This is a genomic window from Mycolicibacterium aubagnense (assembly GCF_010730955.1).
Taxonomy (GTDB): Bacteria; Actinomycetota; Actinomycetes; order Mycobacteriales; family Mycobacteriaceae; genus Mycobacterium; species Mycobacterium aubagnense.
The window spans coordinates 5,570,705-5,584,691 of sequence record NZ_AP022577.1 but is presented as its reverse complement, the minus strand read 5'-3'; the positions used below and the strand labels follow the sequence as shown (position 1 = coordinate 5,584,691).

Annotated in this window: 12 protein-coding genes and 1 pseudogene; 1 reads left to right on the top strand and 12 read right to left on the bottom strand. The window is 66.8% G+C overall.

Annotated elements, in window-relative coordinates:
• Positions 1-9 precede the first annotated feature (9 nt).
• Genes gltX through G6N59_RS26660 form a run of 3 tightly spaced genes read right to left on the bottom strand, consistent with a single transcriptional unit; the run spans position 10 to position 3,420 of the window.
• Positions 10-1,467 carry a glutamate--tRNA ligase gene (gene gltX, locus G6N59_RS26670; protein ID WP_138229912.1) on the bottom strand — a complete coding sequence of 486 codons (1,458 nt, stop codon included), beginning with the start codon at positions 1,465-1,467 and terminating at the stop codon, positions 10-12.
• Between the two features lies 1 nt (position 1,468).
• Complete coding sequence (locus G6N59_RS26665; protein ID WP_138229911.1) at positions 1,469-2,251, bottom strand: fumarylacetoacetate hydrolase family protein; 783 nt, start codon at positions 2,249-2,251, stop codon at positions 1,469-1,471.
• 26 nt (positions 2,252-2,277) lie between these two features.
• Complete coding sequence (locus G6N59_RS26660) at positions 2,278-3,420, bottom strand: alpha/beta hydrolase family protein (protein ID WP_163912145.1); 1,143 nt, start codon at positions 3,418-3,420, stop codon at positions 2,278-2,280.
• Between the two features lie 129 nt (positions 3,421-3,549).
• Between G6N59_RS26660 and G6N59_RS26655 the strand changes: the two genes are divergently transcribed.
• The gene (locus G6N59_RS26655) at positions 3,550-4,770 is read left to right on the top strand and encodes an MFS transporter (RefSeq protein ID WP_138229910.1); all 1,221 of its coding nucleotides are present in this window, start codon (positions 3,550-3,552) and stop codon (positions 4,768-4,770) included.
• A 109-nt stretch (positions 4,771-4,879) separates the two neighbouring features.
• Here G6N59_RS26655 and G6N59_RS26650 read toward each other — a convergent pair whose 3' ends face one another.
• The 9 genes and pseudogenes from G6N59_RS26650 to serA form a co-directional block, all read right to left on the bottom strand.
• Complete coding sequence (locus G6N59_RS26650; RefSeq protein WP_138229909.1) at positions 4,880-7,102, bottom strand: DUF2502 domain-containing protein; 2,223 nt, start codon at positions 7,100-7,102, stop codon at positions 4,880-4,882.
• 267 nt (positions 7,103-7,369) lie between these two features.
• Complete coding sequence (locus G6N59_RS26645) at positions 7,370-7,654, bottom strand: hypothetical protein (protein WP_138229908.1); 285 nt, start codon at positions 7,652-7,654, stop codon at positions 7,370-7,372.
• Positions 7,655-7,687: 33 nt separating this feature from the next.
• Entirely contained in the window at positions 7,688-7,969 is a 282-nt protein-coding gene (locus G6N59_RS26640) for a hypothetical protein (protein WP_163910732.1), read from the bottom strand.
• A gap of 33 nt (positions 7,970-8,002) precedes the next feature.
• Positions 8,003-8,446 (bottom strand): annotated as a pseudogene (locus tag G6N59_RS26635) (dihydrofolate reductase family protein); the annotation flags it as partial.
• A gap of 79 nt (positions 8,447-8,525) precedes the next feature.
• On the bottom strand, positions 8,526-9,800 hold the full coding sequence (locus G6N59_RS26630; protein ID WP_138229907.1) for a DUF7373 family lipoprotein: 1,275 nt from the start codon (positions 9,798-9,800) through the stop codon (positions 8,526-8,528).
• Positions 9,801-9,809: 9 nt separating this feature from the next.
• The gene (gene bla, locus G6N59_RS26625) at positions 9,810-10,691 is read right to left on the bottom strand and encodes a class A beta-lactamase (protein WP_138229906.1); all 882 of its coding nucleotides are present in this window, start codon (positions 10,689-10,691) and stop codon (positions 9,810-9,812) included.
• Between the two features lie 28 nt (positions 10,692-10,719).
• The gene (locus G6N59_RS26620) at positions 10,720-11,307 is read right to left on the bottom strand and encodes a hypothetical protein (RefSeq protein ID WP_138229905.1); all 588 of its coding nucleotides are present in this window, start codon (positions 11,305-11,307) and stop codon (positions 10,720-10,722) included.
• Positions 11,308-11,320: 13 nt separating this feature from the next.
• Entirely contained in the window at positions 11,321-12,331 is a 1,011-nt protein-coding gene (locus G6N59_RS26615) for a 3-isopropylmalate dehydrogenase (protein WP_138229904.1), read from the bottom strand.
• Positions 12,328-13,914: a phosphoglycerate dehydrogenase gene (gene serA / locus G6N59_RS26610; protein ID WP_138229903.1), complete on the bottom strand. Its 1,587-nt coding sequence runs from the start codon at positions 13,912-13,914 to the stop codon at positions 12,328-12,330. Before serA ends, G6N59_RS26615 begins: the two co-directional genes overlap by 4 nt.
• Positions 13,915-13,987 lie beyond the last annotated feature (73 nt).

Below are 13,987 nucleotides of genomic sequence, written 5' to 3'. Positions count from 1 at the left end.
ATCGCCCGCTCACAGCCCATTTCGGGCCGCCCGCAACCGCGCCAGACTGCGGTCACGGCCAAGCAGTTCCATCGACTCGAACAGGGGCGGGCTGATCGCCGCTCCGGTGACCGCCACCCGGATGGGACCGAACGCCTTGCGCGGCTTGAGTTCCAGACCGTCGAGCAGCGCCGCCTTGAGCGCGGCCTCGATATTGACGGTGTTCCAGTCCGTGACGGCCGCCAAGGCGCTCAGCGTGGCGTCCAGGACCCCTGCAGCCTCCGGCCGCAGTTCCTTGGCAGCCGACTTCTCGTCGATCACGTAGGCGTCGTCGTTGAAGAACTTCACGAGGTCCCACGCGTCGCCGAGCACGACGATGCGCGTCTGGATCAGTTCGGCCGCCGCGGCGAAACCCTTGTCGTCCAACGTGGTGTCGTGGCCGTGCTGTTTCAGGAAGACGTCGAGTCGTCTCGCGAAGTCTTCCGGTGCCAGCCGGCGGATGTGCTCGGCGTTGATGGCGTCGGCCTTCTTCTGGTCGAAACGTGCCGGGTTCGAGTTGACGTTGACCACATCGAAGGCGGCCACCATCTCATCGAGGCCGAAGATGTCGTTGTCGTCGGCGATACCCCAGCCCAGCAGCGCCAGGTAGTTCAGCAGGCCTTCCGGAATGAAGCCACGATCGCGGTGCAGGAACAGGTTCGACTGCGGATCGCGCTTGGACAGCTTTTTGTTGCCGTCGCCGAGAACACTTGGCAGGTGCGCGAATTGGGGCACCGCGTCAGCGACACCGATCCGGATCAGCGCCTGGTACAGCGCGATCTGCCGTGGCGTCGATGGCAGCAGATCCTCGCCGCGAAGCACGTGGGTGATCTTCATCAGCGCGTCGTCGACCGGATTGACCAAGGTGTACAACGAATCTCCGCTCGCGCGGGTGATCGCGTAGTCCGGAACCACGCCGGCGGCAAAGGTCGTCTCGCCGCGCACCAGATCCACCCAGGTGATGTCCTCGTCGGGCATCCGCAGGCGCAGCACCGGCTTTCGCCCCAACGCCTCGAAGGCGGCCTTTTGCTCAGCAGTGAGGTGACGGTCGTAGTTGTCGTAACCCAGCTTCGGGTTGCGGCCGGCCGCTATGTGCCGCGCCTCGACCTCCTCAGGCGTCGAGTAGGCCTCGTAAACCTCGCCCGCGGCAAGCAGTTTCGCGATGACGTCGCGGTAGAGGTCGCTGCGCTGCGACTGCCGGTAGGGCTCATAGGGGCCACCGACCTCTGGCCCCTCATCCCAGTTCAAGCCCAGCCAGCGCAGCGCGTCCAGAATCGCGTTATAGCTCTCCTCGCTGTCGCGCGCGGCGTCGGTGTCCTCGATCCGGAAGACGAAGTCGCCGCCCGTGTGTCGCGCGTAGGCCCAGTTGAAGAGCGCGGTGCGGACCAGACCGACGTGTGGGGTGCCGGTCGGTGACGGGCAGAAGCGAACCCTGACAGGTGTGGTCACGTTATTTCCCTTTACGTACAACAGGATTGGAGAGGGTGCCGATTCCTTCGACGGTGACGCTGACGGTGTCGCCGTCCTCGATCGGGCCGACGCCCTCGGGAGTTCCGGTGAGGATGATGTCGCCGGGCAGCAGTGTCATGACCGCCGAGACCCATTCGATGATGGCGCCGACGTCGTGCAGCAGTAGCGCGGTGTTGCTGTCCTGACGCTTCTCACCATTGACCTCGGTGCGGATGTCCAGATCGGCCGGGTCGACGGCGGTCTCGATCCATGGGCCGACCGGGCAGAAGGTGTCATGCCCCTTGGCCCGCATCCACTGGCCGTCCTTCTTCTGCTGATCACGCGCGGAGACGTCGTTCGCGATGGTGTAGCCGAGGATGAAGTCTTTGGCCTTGGCCGCCGGGACGTCCTTGCACGGGCGCTCGATGACAACCGCCAGCTCGCCCTCGTGGTGCACCGGGTTGGCATCGGCGGGCAACTGGATCGGAATGTTCGGCCCGATGATCGCGGTGTTGGGCTTGAGGAAGATCACCGGATCCTCGGGCGGTTCGCTGCCCATCTCGCGGGCGTGCGCGGCGTAGTTCTTGCCCATACAGACCACCTTGCTGGCCAGGATCGGCGCCAGCAGCCGGACGTCGGCCAGCGGCCACGAGCGTCCGGTGAAAGTTGGATTGCGGGACAGGTACTGCTCGGCAATTTCTTTGCAGACCGCATCGGAGTTCGGGTCACCCTCGATCACCACGAAAGCGACACCGTCTGGACTGGCAATTCGACCTAGACGCATCCGTCCAGCCTAGTGAGGGCCGCTGGTCAGCCCGCGAACTGGGCTTGAAGGAACGGAGTGGAGTCCGCCATCGAGGTCAGCACCGCGCTGGAGTGGTCGTCTTCGGGGTAGACGTGCAGCGCCACATCCTGGCCGTTGGCCTTGAGCTGGTCGGCGAACTTCAACGTCGACGACGGCGGCACATCGCGGTCCTTGAGGCCGACGCCCAGGAAGATCGGCCGGTCGTAGCCAGCGACCGGGGTGCCCATGAAGTCGGCCAGCGCGCCGCGCATGCCGGGTAGCGAGGCGAGCGGAGCGGCGAAGAACTGTTGCGGAGTCAAGCCATCGAGAGCCGCGCTCAGCGGCGCGGTGCACAGTGTCTCGGCTTTGTCGGCAGCGGCCAGTCCCGCCGGCGTCAGCACGCTGTCGACGGCGAGGTCCGGCCGCGCTTCCCGGAAACCCGCCAGAATGTAGGCGGCGTAGGCCGACGCGATAGGCCCCAAGCCGGGCGGTAGCACCATGTCGGGACCTGCGGTGATGACCACGTCATCGATATTGGCCGGAGTGCCGGTGGCCACCACTCCGCGATAGTCCAGGCCCGTCCCCCGGCTGAATTCGGTCGCCCACCGGGCGCTCGCCACCGCGGCGGCGCCGCCCTGGGACTGGCCGACCAACGCCCACTTCGGTGACAGCGGCAAGTCCAGGTGGTGCGCGGCAATCACCGAGTCGATGATGGCGTGCGCGGTGGCGACGCTGTTGAGATAACTCATCAGGCCCGGCGTGCCGAGGCCGGTGTAGTCGGAACCGACGACCACGTATCCCTGCTCCAACCAATGGGACAGGTATTCGTTGTCACGCTGGCTACGGGGTTGAGCCGAGGGCGTGCAGTCATCACCGAGGCCGACGGTGCCGTGCGCCCAGGCAAGCACGGGCCAGCCGCCCGGTGGCGCCGGTCCTTTGGGGATGAACACCACCCCGGTACTCACCGCAGGTGAATTGTGTTGGTCGGTAGTCGAATACAGGATTCGATAGGCGCGCGCCGCGGCGGCGACCGACAACACCGGATCCAGTGGTACCGCCGTGATGAGCGTGCCCGGCTGCGGCACCGGCGCGGCGAATGCCCGGGTGTCCAAACCTGACCAATTCGGAGCGGCCGCCGACGCCGCCGGTATCGGTACCGCCACCACCATCAGGCCGGCCGCGAAAGCCGCCGTCAACCGGGAAAGGTGCGCCCACAGAGCCATGTTGTCGAACTTAACGGTTTCCATATAGTGAGATATTCATTCATATTTTGAGAATGGCGATGGCACCATGAGCCCATGGTCACTTCCGTCTCAGCCGTCCGCCGCTGGTCGATGCTCGTGATCGCCCTCGGCTCGACGATGTGTGCCAACGTCTTCATCAACGGGGCGGCCTTCCTGATCCCGACGCTGCACGGCGAACGCGGGTTGGACCTGTCGCGCGCCGGGCTGGTGTCGGCCATGCCGAGTTTCGGGATGGTGCTGACGCTCATCGCCTGGGGCTGGGTCGTCGACCGCGTCGGTGAGCGATTCGTGCTGACGGCCGGGGCGTTGCTGACCTCACTGGCGGCGTTCGCGGCCGCCTGGGCCGACTCGTTGGTGGCGGTCGGAGCGTTCCTGCTACTGGGCGGCATGGCGGCCGCCAGCTCCAATTCCGCGAGTGGCCGGCTGGTCGTCGGCTGGTTCCCACCGGAGCAGCGTGGACTGGTCATGGGCATTCGGCAGACGGCGCAACCACTGGGAGTTGGACTGGGCGCCTTGGTAATTCCGCGACTGGCCGAATCTTCGGGAGTCTCCGCCGCGCTGTTGTTCCCCGCCATCGCCTGTTTGGTTGCGGCTGTGGTGACCGCCGCCGGCGTCATCGATCCGCCGCGGCCGCCCCGATCATCGGCCCCCGCAACCGATCTGGCCAACCCGTATCGCGGGTCCTCGGTGCTGGCCCGCATCCACGCGGTGTCGGTGCTGCTGGTGGTCCCCCAGTGCCTGGTATGGACTTTCTCATTGGTCTGGCTGATGACGGCACACGGCTGGTCCGCCGGCGCGGCGGGCGCGATGGTGACGGTCGCCCAACTATGCGGCGCGGCAGGGCGAATCGGCGCCGGACGGTGGTCCGATCTGACGGGTTCGCGGCTCCATCCGGTCCGGGTGATTGCCGTCTTGGCGGGTGCCACGATGGGGCTGTTGGCTCTGTGCGATTACTTGCACTGGCCGGTGGCGGTATTCGTCATGGTGGTGGCATCCGTTGTCACGGTCACCGATAATGGCTTGTCCTTTACCGCAATCGCCGAAATCGCCGGGCCATTCTGGAGCGGACGCGCGTTGGGCGTGCAGAACACCACGCAATTGTTGACGGCGGGCATCGTGCCACCGGCATTCGGGGCGCTGATCGGAGTCTTCGGCTTCCCGGCCGCGTTCGCGGTGTGCGCACTGTTCCCGGTATTGGCGGTGCCCTTGGTCCCGGTGACCGCGGATCCCTTGCGCGCCAGTTCCGTTGACGAGGACGAACGGTCGGAAGTGTAGCCACGTCGAGCGTGGGAACTGACGAGGCGACACGCCGACCGCAGCCTCGGCAGCCCCCACGCTCGGCGTCCGCCTTGCACCCGGCGGTACACGTCGACAGCGGAACGGGCTACGCGGGTGGGCACATCGGGCCGAAGCACTTGCCAGACCCCCGCGACGGCTCGGGCGCCGGCCGCGGTGCAGGTGGTGGCGGCGGCGCCTCGTGCACCGGCGGTGGCGGCGGAGGGGGTGCCTCGTGCACCGGTGCCGGCGGCGGTACTTCATGCACAGGCGGCGGTGCCTGCCGAACCGGAGCCTGCTCCTGCGGCGCCGGGGCTTGCCGTACGGGTGCCTGGCGAACCGGAACAGGTGGAGCGGTGGCCTCAGGCGCCGGGCCGTCGGGCGCCGGCACGTGATTCACCGGTGGCTTCGGCGCGGACTGCTGCTGAGGTGACTCTTGCGGGATCTGCTTCGCCGGAGGAGCCTGCGGCTCCGAAACCGGTGTTGGAGGAACCAGATTCGCCTCACGTGGCAGCGGTGCCGCGCTCGGCGGCGCCACATCAGGCGCGGGCGGAGTCGCGGCCTTCGGCGCGGCCGGCGGCACGACGGGATTCGGCACCACAACCGGGTTGGGCACCGTTGCCGATTTCGGCTCGTCAGGCGGCACCACAACCGGGTTGGGCACCGTTGCCGATTTCGGCTCGTCAGGCGGCACCACAACCGGATTCGGCGAACCGTCCTTCGGCACAACAGCCGTAGCTCCCGGAACGTTGTTCAGGCCAGAACCCGGTGTACGACCACTCGGCGCGGTCTGTGGTTTGCCTTGCGGTGCCGGCAGGGGTACCGGCGCGAGCTCGGGTGCGGTGAATCCGGCCGGCACCTTCGACGGCGGCGCGCTCGGCACGACCGCCGTCAACGCCGGCGGCGCCGAAGGTGTTTGGTGGTTGACAACCGGCGCGCCGGTGCCCGGAACCGGAGTCGCGGGCATCACCGCGGCAACCTTGGTGGCGGTCGCGTCGAGGTCCTTGGTGATATCGCGGGTGGGCTTGCGCCCAAGGTCGGTCAATAGCGGCCCGGAGGCAGCCGTCGCCTTGTCGGTGGAGATGAACTGGGCCAGTGAGACATTCAGGTTCACGACCGGCGACGAGACATGCGTGCTCGCAGCGGTGATCGAATGCGGGGCACTCCCGGCGGTGGCCGGCGGCGCCCAGTCACGACTGCGCGGATCGTGCCAGTCCCGGTTCATGTTCCAGTTCCGGTACTGGTTCGGTTTGAATCCGTGGGCCTGATCCCACTGTGTGCGTTCGTATACCGGATCGTCGTTCCGGAACTTCCATTGGTAGTACTGCTCGTACGGGTGATGGTTGTCGTACCAGGCCTGATTGCGCGGGTCGTCGGGATGGTCGCGCCGCTGGCCCCATTCGTTGCGGCCGCCTCGATCCCAGCCGTCGCGGTCGTAACCGGACCAGTTATAGCCGGACCAGTTGTAGCCCCGGCGGTCGTAGCCCCACCGGTCGTATCCCCACCGGTCGTATCCCCACCGGTCGAAACCGAGGAAGTCGTAGCCGTACTGGTTGTAGCCGCCGAGGTCGTAGTTGTACCAAGCTCCGGGGTTGTAGCCATACAGCTGCCCCCAGGACGGATCGTAGTTGCCGAGCTCTTGGAGGTTCGGCGTCAACGGCGGATCCACCGGCTGCGACCAGTCAGCGGCAGGCGCGTCGGGCACGCCTGGCGGCGGCGGGACGAAGGTGTCCGACATCTGGTCGACGGGGGCCGTGCTCCCGGCCGAATCCTGGTATCCCCAAGTAGGTGCGGTGGCGCTCATCAGTGCCACCTCAGGTGTCTGCGCGGCGCTGCCCGGATCGGCGGCCTGCGGCTCGGCGGGTGGCGCGGGCAACGCCGGCAATTGCTGCGCCGAATCAGGCGTGTATTGCAGAAGTTCTTGTGTCAGTTGGAGGTAGAGGTTCTGCAGACTCGCCCGCTGCGACGAGGGCGACAGGTAGTCCAGACCCTGCTTGGCTTCGTTGAGTGACGTACGAGCGGCCGTCAACTGATCGGGCGTGGGCTGCTGTCCGCTGCCCAGGATGTCCTGCGCCGCCTTCAGGTCGTTCACGACGGCCGTCAGCGCGACGTCCTGCGCGTGACCCGGAAACACCGTCTTCTCGACGCCCCAGAGCGTGCCTCCGGGCGTGGCCTCGTAGCACGCGCCCAGCACGCCCGCGACGAGGACCACCGTGACTCCGGCGGCGACGGCCGTTTTGCGCCTGCGGGTGCGCGGCAGGAGTCTGTGCCACCGCGGCGTGGGAGCGGGCGGCGGTACTACGTGGATGGGTGGAGAACTGAAAGTCGTCATGTCGACCTCCTCAACTACGACCGGTGGCCGTCGTCGCGTCGCTCCCGACCCGCGCGATTTCGGATACAAGTGCCCGTTGGTCCCGACCGGCTTTCAGGCCAACCAGAACTACTAAGCACAACTAAAGGCTACGCAGCCTCGGAGCACTCGCCAGTGCCTGAACGGGATTCTCATCAACCCATAGCGCGTACATAGCGACGCACAGAAACCGGTGGCGCCCAGTCGCTTTCGACACTCCCGTCACACGCGTCCGACCGCCGGCGTCAGTCAGCGCTGAGCGACGACGAACGACAACACGAATATCGCCACCGCACCGAACACCGCTGCGAAGAATGCGCCGCATGCGGCGTCGTCAAATCGTGGTCGCGCCGTCGCGACCACAACCGCTACCGCAGCGACAAGCAGCGCGCCGGCCGGCGCGAAGAGCCAGTAGAACATCAGGGGCGCGAGCGAGGTCGCGACCAACCCGAGGACATAACCACCGACCAGATACCGCGGATCGACCGTCCGCTCGGTGAGTGGATCGAGCAAGCTCTCATGCTCGAAGGACATGCGCACCCCCTCCGGTTGTCGTCCAGCCCCCGCTCACCGCCATGTCGACCCCATCGCAAGGGCCTGCAAGGACAGCAGCCCGATCACGAACCAACCGCTTACGGGTGCGACAACCAGCGCGACGGCCACCGTGCGCGACACCCGCGTACGGGGCAGTACCCCGGCAACCACCAGACATAGCAATGAAATACCAACCGCGACAGGTAAGTTCATTCCACCACCCGCGCCCATATACACGTCATCGTTCGACACGCTCACCGCGTCGACGGCGAGCAGCCCCCAGCCGATACCTCCGAGGACCGCGCCGGCGAGCACACCGCGAGTCCAGTCCGTATCTGTCAAACGTCCCCCCCGATCCCGCGCGCTCATGTTCCCCCGTCGTCGGCACACCTGCTGCCAACCCGTACTGCAGATGCACAATGCCCGCCGGGCTGGACACCGGCGGCGCGAGCAGCGTCAGGTTGGACGGCACCGCGCCCCCGTCGAACACTTTTTGCCGACCCCCAGCACAACAGGATGCACCCAAAGATCCATCCGATCAAACAGTTTTTCGCGCAACAGGGTCTGTACGAAGTTCAGACTGCCGACCACTTTGATGTGCTCGTGCCGCTGCCGGAGCTGCCGCACCTCGGTCGCCAGGTCCGCGCCGACCTGCTCCCCCGACGCCTCGTCGATCAGCGGAGCCTGCCAGCCCTCGAACGGAAATCCACCGTCGGGGTCTTCACCGGGTCCGCCCGGGGCCTGCCCGACGAGATCGAGGGTGGCGAACAAGGCGAGGCGAATCTGGCCCATTTCCAGCTCCTGACGAGTCGACCGTGCCTGTCGGTGAGATAGGCCACCGACCGCCGCCAAACTCATCGGGGCAGTCGGGCTACTTCCCGGAGAGCACCCGGTATTGCGCTGAAATCTGTTGGTTCACAGTGGTTTCATCGTCGGCAAAGACCTGGAACACGAACTTGTCGGTACGTGCGAGGCAGCTGAAGTGCCAGCTGAGGATGCGGAATGTCACAGTGGTATCCGGCTCCGCGTAGTCACTCGTCCGCTCGAAGCACCGGGCGCCGGGGAATCCCGGCACCGCCCCGGAAAGCGTCACGTTCGGTTCGTTGGAGATCGCGCGTGTCATGGAATCCAGTAAGTTCGCTGCAGATTGGGCATTCGGTGCTTGGTACACCCGACCCCAACGCTGGGTGACCCACTGCACGCCGGCCTGCTGGAACTGAGCGCCGGCCGTGACGGGGTCGGTCTCGAAGTGCAACCAGGCATTGGGTCGCCAGGTCCCGATCATGACGCCTTGCTGACGATCGGGCGTCGTCAGCGTTTTGGACAGCAGTTGGTCATTGCTCGGATCCTTGGCCAAGCCAGCGAGTTTCGCCGGTTCGGTCGGGACGAATCCGTCGATCAGAGGCGTCTGCCTGCCCAACAGATCGCCGGCCAGCAGCTTGGCCCTCACCTGAGGCCGACTGGAGGCCGTGCCCTTGGCCCAAACGTCTTGGAACAGCACGTAACGGCCGTGCGGAACAAACGAAACGACGACGGACTTGGTACCGACATCCCAGCCGACAGCAGGTACCGGATGGCCGCCGAGCGACAATTCGACGGGATAGGTGGGCAGACCGCCGGCGACCACCGGACCGATCTGCGCGACGAACTCAGCGGCCGCCGCGGCGGCCTGCCCGGCATCCGGAAACATCATCACCGCGTTGGTCAGATCCAGATCGGCGGTGCCGGCATTCATGGCCACCCGTGCCGACCCGAAACCCGCGACGAGGTTGTGTGCCTGCACTATGCCCTGCATGACGTGCCCATCAGATCCGCCGAGAACCAGCTCGGCGCCGAACGTCGGCGTGATGCTGTGCGTACTCAGCGGCACCGGGGTGCTGACACTCGAGTCGACTTCCCAAGGCCCGACGACGAATTCGGCCAACCGGATCGACTCGACCAGCGACTGAGTGATGGGGTCATCCCCGGCGCTGAAGAACGGCGTGCTCGGCTTGATCTGGTAGTTACCGGTCCGCAGCTGGCTGACGTCGGGTTCTGGGTCGCTCAGTGAACCTCCGAACCGCGCCGTGCCTGTGGTGGTCGTCGAACACGCCGTCACGGCACACAAGCAGGTCGCCACCACGAGCGCCAGCTTCCGGATCCCCACGATCCAACCCTAGCTGTGGCCGAGGCGCGCCAGCACGGATCGCACGCTCTCCGCCACCGCCTCGTTGAACGGCCCGGCGTCCCGTCGCAGGGTGCGCGTCCGGATCAGAACCGTGAGCATGACCCGCTCATGTTTGGGGCCGATGAGCATGCCGGCGTCGTTGGTCGAACCGTAATCCCCGCTGCCGGTCTTGTCCGCGCTGGTCCACTCCGCCGGCAGACCTGCGCGAAAGCGCCGGGTCGACGTGGTGGTCTCGGACATCCACCGCTGCAGCTGATATTGGCTCGCCCCGGGCAGTGCGTCGCCGACGAGGATGGCGCGGTACCCGCCGCAGAGGGCCCGCGGCGTCGTGGTGTCCCGCAGATCGCCGGGCGCCGCGTCGTTGAGGTCCGGTTCCCAGCGATCCAGCCGCGTCTGCGAGTCCCCGATCGAACGGGCGAAATCGGTGACGGCGGACGGCCCACCGATGGTGCGCAGCATGATGTTTCCCGCTGCGTTGTCGCTCTGGGTCAGGGCCGCGGCGCAGATGTCCCGCAGCGCCATCCGCGCACCCACCGCCGGACTCAGCACCGGCGAGTTGACCACGATATCTGCCGCGGTGATGGGCACCATGGCATCGAGATTCGCGTGACCGGTCTTGGCCATCTGCAAGATACGGGCCGCCGCATACGCTTTGAACGTCGAGCAGATCGCGAACCGCTCGTCGGCGCGGTGCTCGACCGTCGCCGATGATTCCAAATCCACTGCATAGACGCCGATTAACGCCTGATAGCGGTCTTCCAGATCTTCAAAGCTGGTTGGCTCTTCCGACTTGGCGGGCCGGCACCCGGCCAGTACACCCGTCGCGGCCAACCCGACGATGAAATCCCGTCGGTTCAGCTGTACCCCCACGTATCCCAGCCAATCATGTATCGGCGTGCTACGCCAAACGGGATTCTTGCGGGTTGCCCTTGGGCCGCACCAACAGGGCGGCCACCAGGAAGCACAATGCCCCGACGAACGTCCCGAAGTTGGCCAGCCACTCGTCGACCGTCACTCCGGTCCTGCGGACGAATGCCGCCAGCGCCGAGACCTGGAACGCGACGCAGCCCATCATGTTGATCCACGATGCCTGCCAGTCAACGGATTTCGGCGACCACAGGCCGACCACCATGACCGCCAGCAGACCACTGAGCAGGAAGGCCAACGACCCGGCGGCGTCGGGGGCCCACACGTAGCGCCGCTCGGCGAGGACAGCATGCGCCCACACCGCCGCGCCCGTGCTCACGTTGAACAGGACGGTGCCCATGAATTGGATTGCCGCCGACCACCATTGAATTCCCGGCGAGGCCAGCACATACTGCATCAAGGCGGCGGTGGTGAAGAACCACGACCCGATGAAGCACAGCACATTCGTCACACCGGCCCCGGCCACCGAGGGGAACCCGGGGACCGTGGCCAGCGCGAAGAACGACGACCCGACGGCGAACAGCCAGCACTGCCTGGTGAGGGTGGCAAGGCCGTTCATGCCGTTCACAGCATTACAGGTAGCTACGGATCCGCTCGCCGGTCTCCGACGTCGAAAGCTTGGCATCGCCACGTGTCGAAAGGTGCTCGGCCACGGCCTTGTCCACCCGGGCCGCGGCTTCGGTCTCACCGAGGTGAGTCAGCAACAGCGCCACGCTCATGATGGCGGCGGTCGGGTCGGCCAGGCCCTTGCCGGCGATATCGGGCGCGCTGCCGTGTACCGGCTCGAACATCGACGGGTTGGTGCCCGTCGCATCGATGTTGCCCGACGCCGCCAGGCCGATGCCGCCGGAAACCGCCGCGGCCAGGTCGGTGATGATGTCGCCGAACAGGTTGTCGGTGACGATCACATCAAACCGCTCAGGAGCGGTCACCATATGAATGGTCGCAGCGTCGACGTGCTGGTATGCGGTCTCGACGTCCGGGTACTCGGTGGCGATCTCGTCGACCGTGCGCTTCCACAGCGAACCGGCGTAGGCCAGCACGTTGTTCTTGTGCACCAGGGTGAGGTGCTTGCGCCGGGCGCGGGCCTTTTCAAAGGCGTAGCGCACGACGCGCTCGACGCCGAACCGCGTGTTGGTGGACACCTCGGTCGCCACCTCGTGCGGGGTGCCGACGCGGATGGCGCCACCGGTGCCGGTGTACGGCCCCTCGGTGCCTTCGCGCACGACGACGAAGTCGATGTCCGGGTTGCCGGCCAGCGGGCTGTCGACGCCCGCGAACAGCCGCGACGGCCGCAGGTTCACATGGTGATCCAGGGCGAACCGCATGGTCAGCAACAGGCCGCGCTCGAGCACGCCGCTGGGTACCGAAGGATCGCCGATGGCGCCCAACAGGATTGCGTCGTGCGTCTTGAGCTCGTCGACCATGCCCTCGGGCAGGGTCTCCCCGGTCTCGTGGTAGCGCTTGGCGCCCACGTTGTACTCGGTGCGCTCGACACCCGGCAGCACGACGTCGAGAACCTTCAGCGCCTCACCGATGACCTCGGGGCCGATGCCGTCACCGGCGATGACGGCGAGCTTCACGACAGGTCCACCAGTTCCAGCGTGGTCGCGCCGACGGCGTCGCCGATCGCGCTGAGCACGTCGGCCGGCACCTCGCGGTCCAGGCGCAGCATGACCGTCGCTCCGGAACCGTCAGAGTCCTGCGACATCTGCGCGGCCAGGATGTTGACGTCGGCGCCACCGAGGAGGGTGCCGATCTTGCCCAGGGCACCCGGCTGGTCACCGTAGTTGAGGATCAGGTTGACGCCCTGGGCGCGCAGATCCAGGTTGCGGCCGTTGATTTGGACGATCTTCTCGACCAGCTGCGGGCCGCTCAAGGTGCCCGACACGTTGACAACCGAGCCATCTGCCAGAACCGCGCGCACGTCGACGACGCTGCGGTGGTTGGGGCTCTCGGTCTCGGTGCTGAGGTTGGCTTCGACGCCACGCTCGGCGGCCAGCGCCGGGGCGTTGACGAACGTCACCTGGTCCTCGATGACGGCCGAGAACAGGCCGCGCATTGCCGAAAGCTTCAGAATCTCAACGTCTTCCGACGCCAGCTCGCCGAGCACCTCCACGTTCAGCGAAGCCGGCAGCGCCGGCGCCAGGGCACCGACCAGCAGACCCAGCTTGCGCACCAGGTCGAGCCACGGCGCGACCTCTTCGCCGACGACACCGCCGCCGACGTTGACGGCGTCCGGCACGAACTCGCCGGCCAGCGCCAGCTTCACGCTCGCGGCAACGTCGGTGCCGGCACGGTCCTGGGCCTCTTCGGTGGAGGCGCCCAGGTGCGGGGTGACGACGACCTGCGGCAGCTCGAACAGCGGGCTGTCGGTGCAGGGCTCGGTGGCGAACACGTCGAGGCCCGCGCCACGCACGTGGCCGCTGGTGATCGCGTCGGCCAGGGCCTGCTCGTCGATCAGGCCACCGCGGGCCGCGTTGACGATGATGACGCCCGGCTTGGTCTTGGCCAGCGCGTCCTTGTTGATCAGGCCGGCGGTTTCCTTGGTCTTGGGCAGGTGCACCGAGATGAAATCAGCGCGGCCCAAAAGCTCATCGAGGGTCAGTAGCTCGATGCCCAGCTGGGCGGCACGGGCCTGCGAGACGTAGGGGTCGTAGGCGACGATGTGCGCGCCGAACGCGGCGAGGCGCTGCGCGACGAGCTGGCCGATGCGGCCCATCCCCACGACGCCGACGGTCTTGCCGAAGATCTCGGTACCGGAGAACTTCGAACGCTTCCAGGTGTGCTCGCGCAGCGTGGCGTCGGCGGCCGGAATCTGGCGAGCCGCCGACAGCAGCAGCGCCAGGGCGTGCTCAGCGGCGCTGTGGATGTTGGAGGTCGGGGCGTTGACGACCAGCACGCCACGCGCGGTGGCGGCGTCGACGTCGACGTTGTCCAGGCCCACGCCGGCGCGGGCGACGATCTTGAGCTTGGGCGCTGCAGCCAGCACCTCGGCGTCCACCGTGGTGGCCGAGCGCACCAGCAGCGCGTCGGCGTCCGGCACGGCGGCCAGCAGTTCGGCGCGGTTGGGGCCGTCGACCCAACGGACCTCTACCTGGTCACCGAGGGCGGCGACGGTCGATTCGGCGAGTTTGTCAGCGATGAGTACGACAGGAAGGCTCACGCGCACAGACTAGTGGTCCGCATGGCTGTGCTTCCAATCGCGGTTGCCTTGATCTGGGTTGTCACCACGCGTC

Bases quoted from the DNA above. Each gene is read 5' to 3' on its own strand.
- G6N59_RS26665 (WP_138229911.1), bottom strand. From the start codon at position 2,251: ATGCGTCTAGGTCGAATTGCCAGTCCAGACGGTGTCGCTTTCGTGGTG.
- G6N59_RS26660 (WP_163912145.1), bottom strand. From the start codon at position 3,420: ATGGTGGTGGCGGTACCGATACCGGCGGCGTCGGCGGCCGCTCCGAAT.
- G6N59_RS26655 (WP_138229910.1), top strand. From the start codon at position 3,550: ATGGTCACTTCCGTCTCAGCCGTCCGCCGCTGGTCGATGCTCGTGATC.
- G6N59_RS26650 (WP_138229909.1), bottom strand. From the start codon at position 7,102: ATGACGACTTTCAGTTCTCCACCCATCCACGTAGTACCGCCGCCCGCT.
- G6N59_RS26645 (WP_138229908.1), bottom strand. From the start codon at position 7,654: ATGTCCTTCGAGCATGAGAGCTTGCTCGATCCACTCACCGAGCGGACG.
- G6N59_RS26620 (WP_138229905.1), bottom strand. From the start codon at position 11,307: ATGAACGGCCTTGCCACCCTCACCAGGCAGTGCTGGCTGTTCGCCGTC.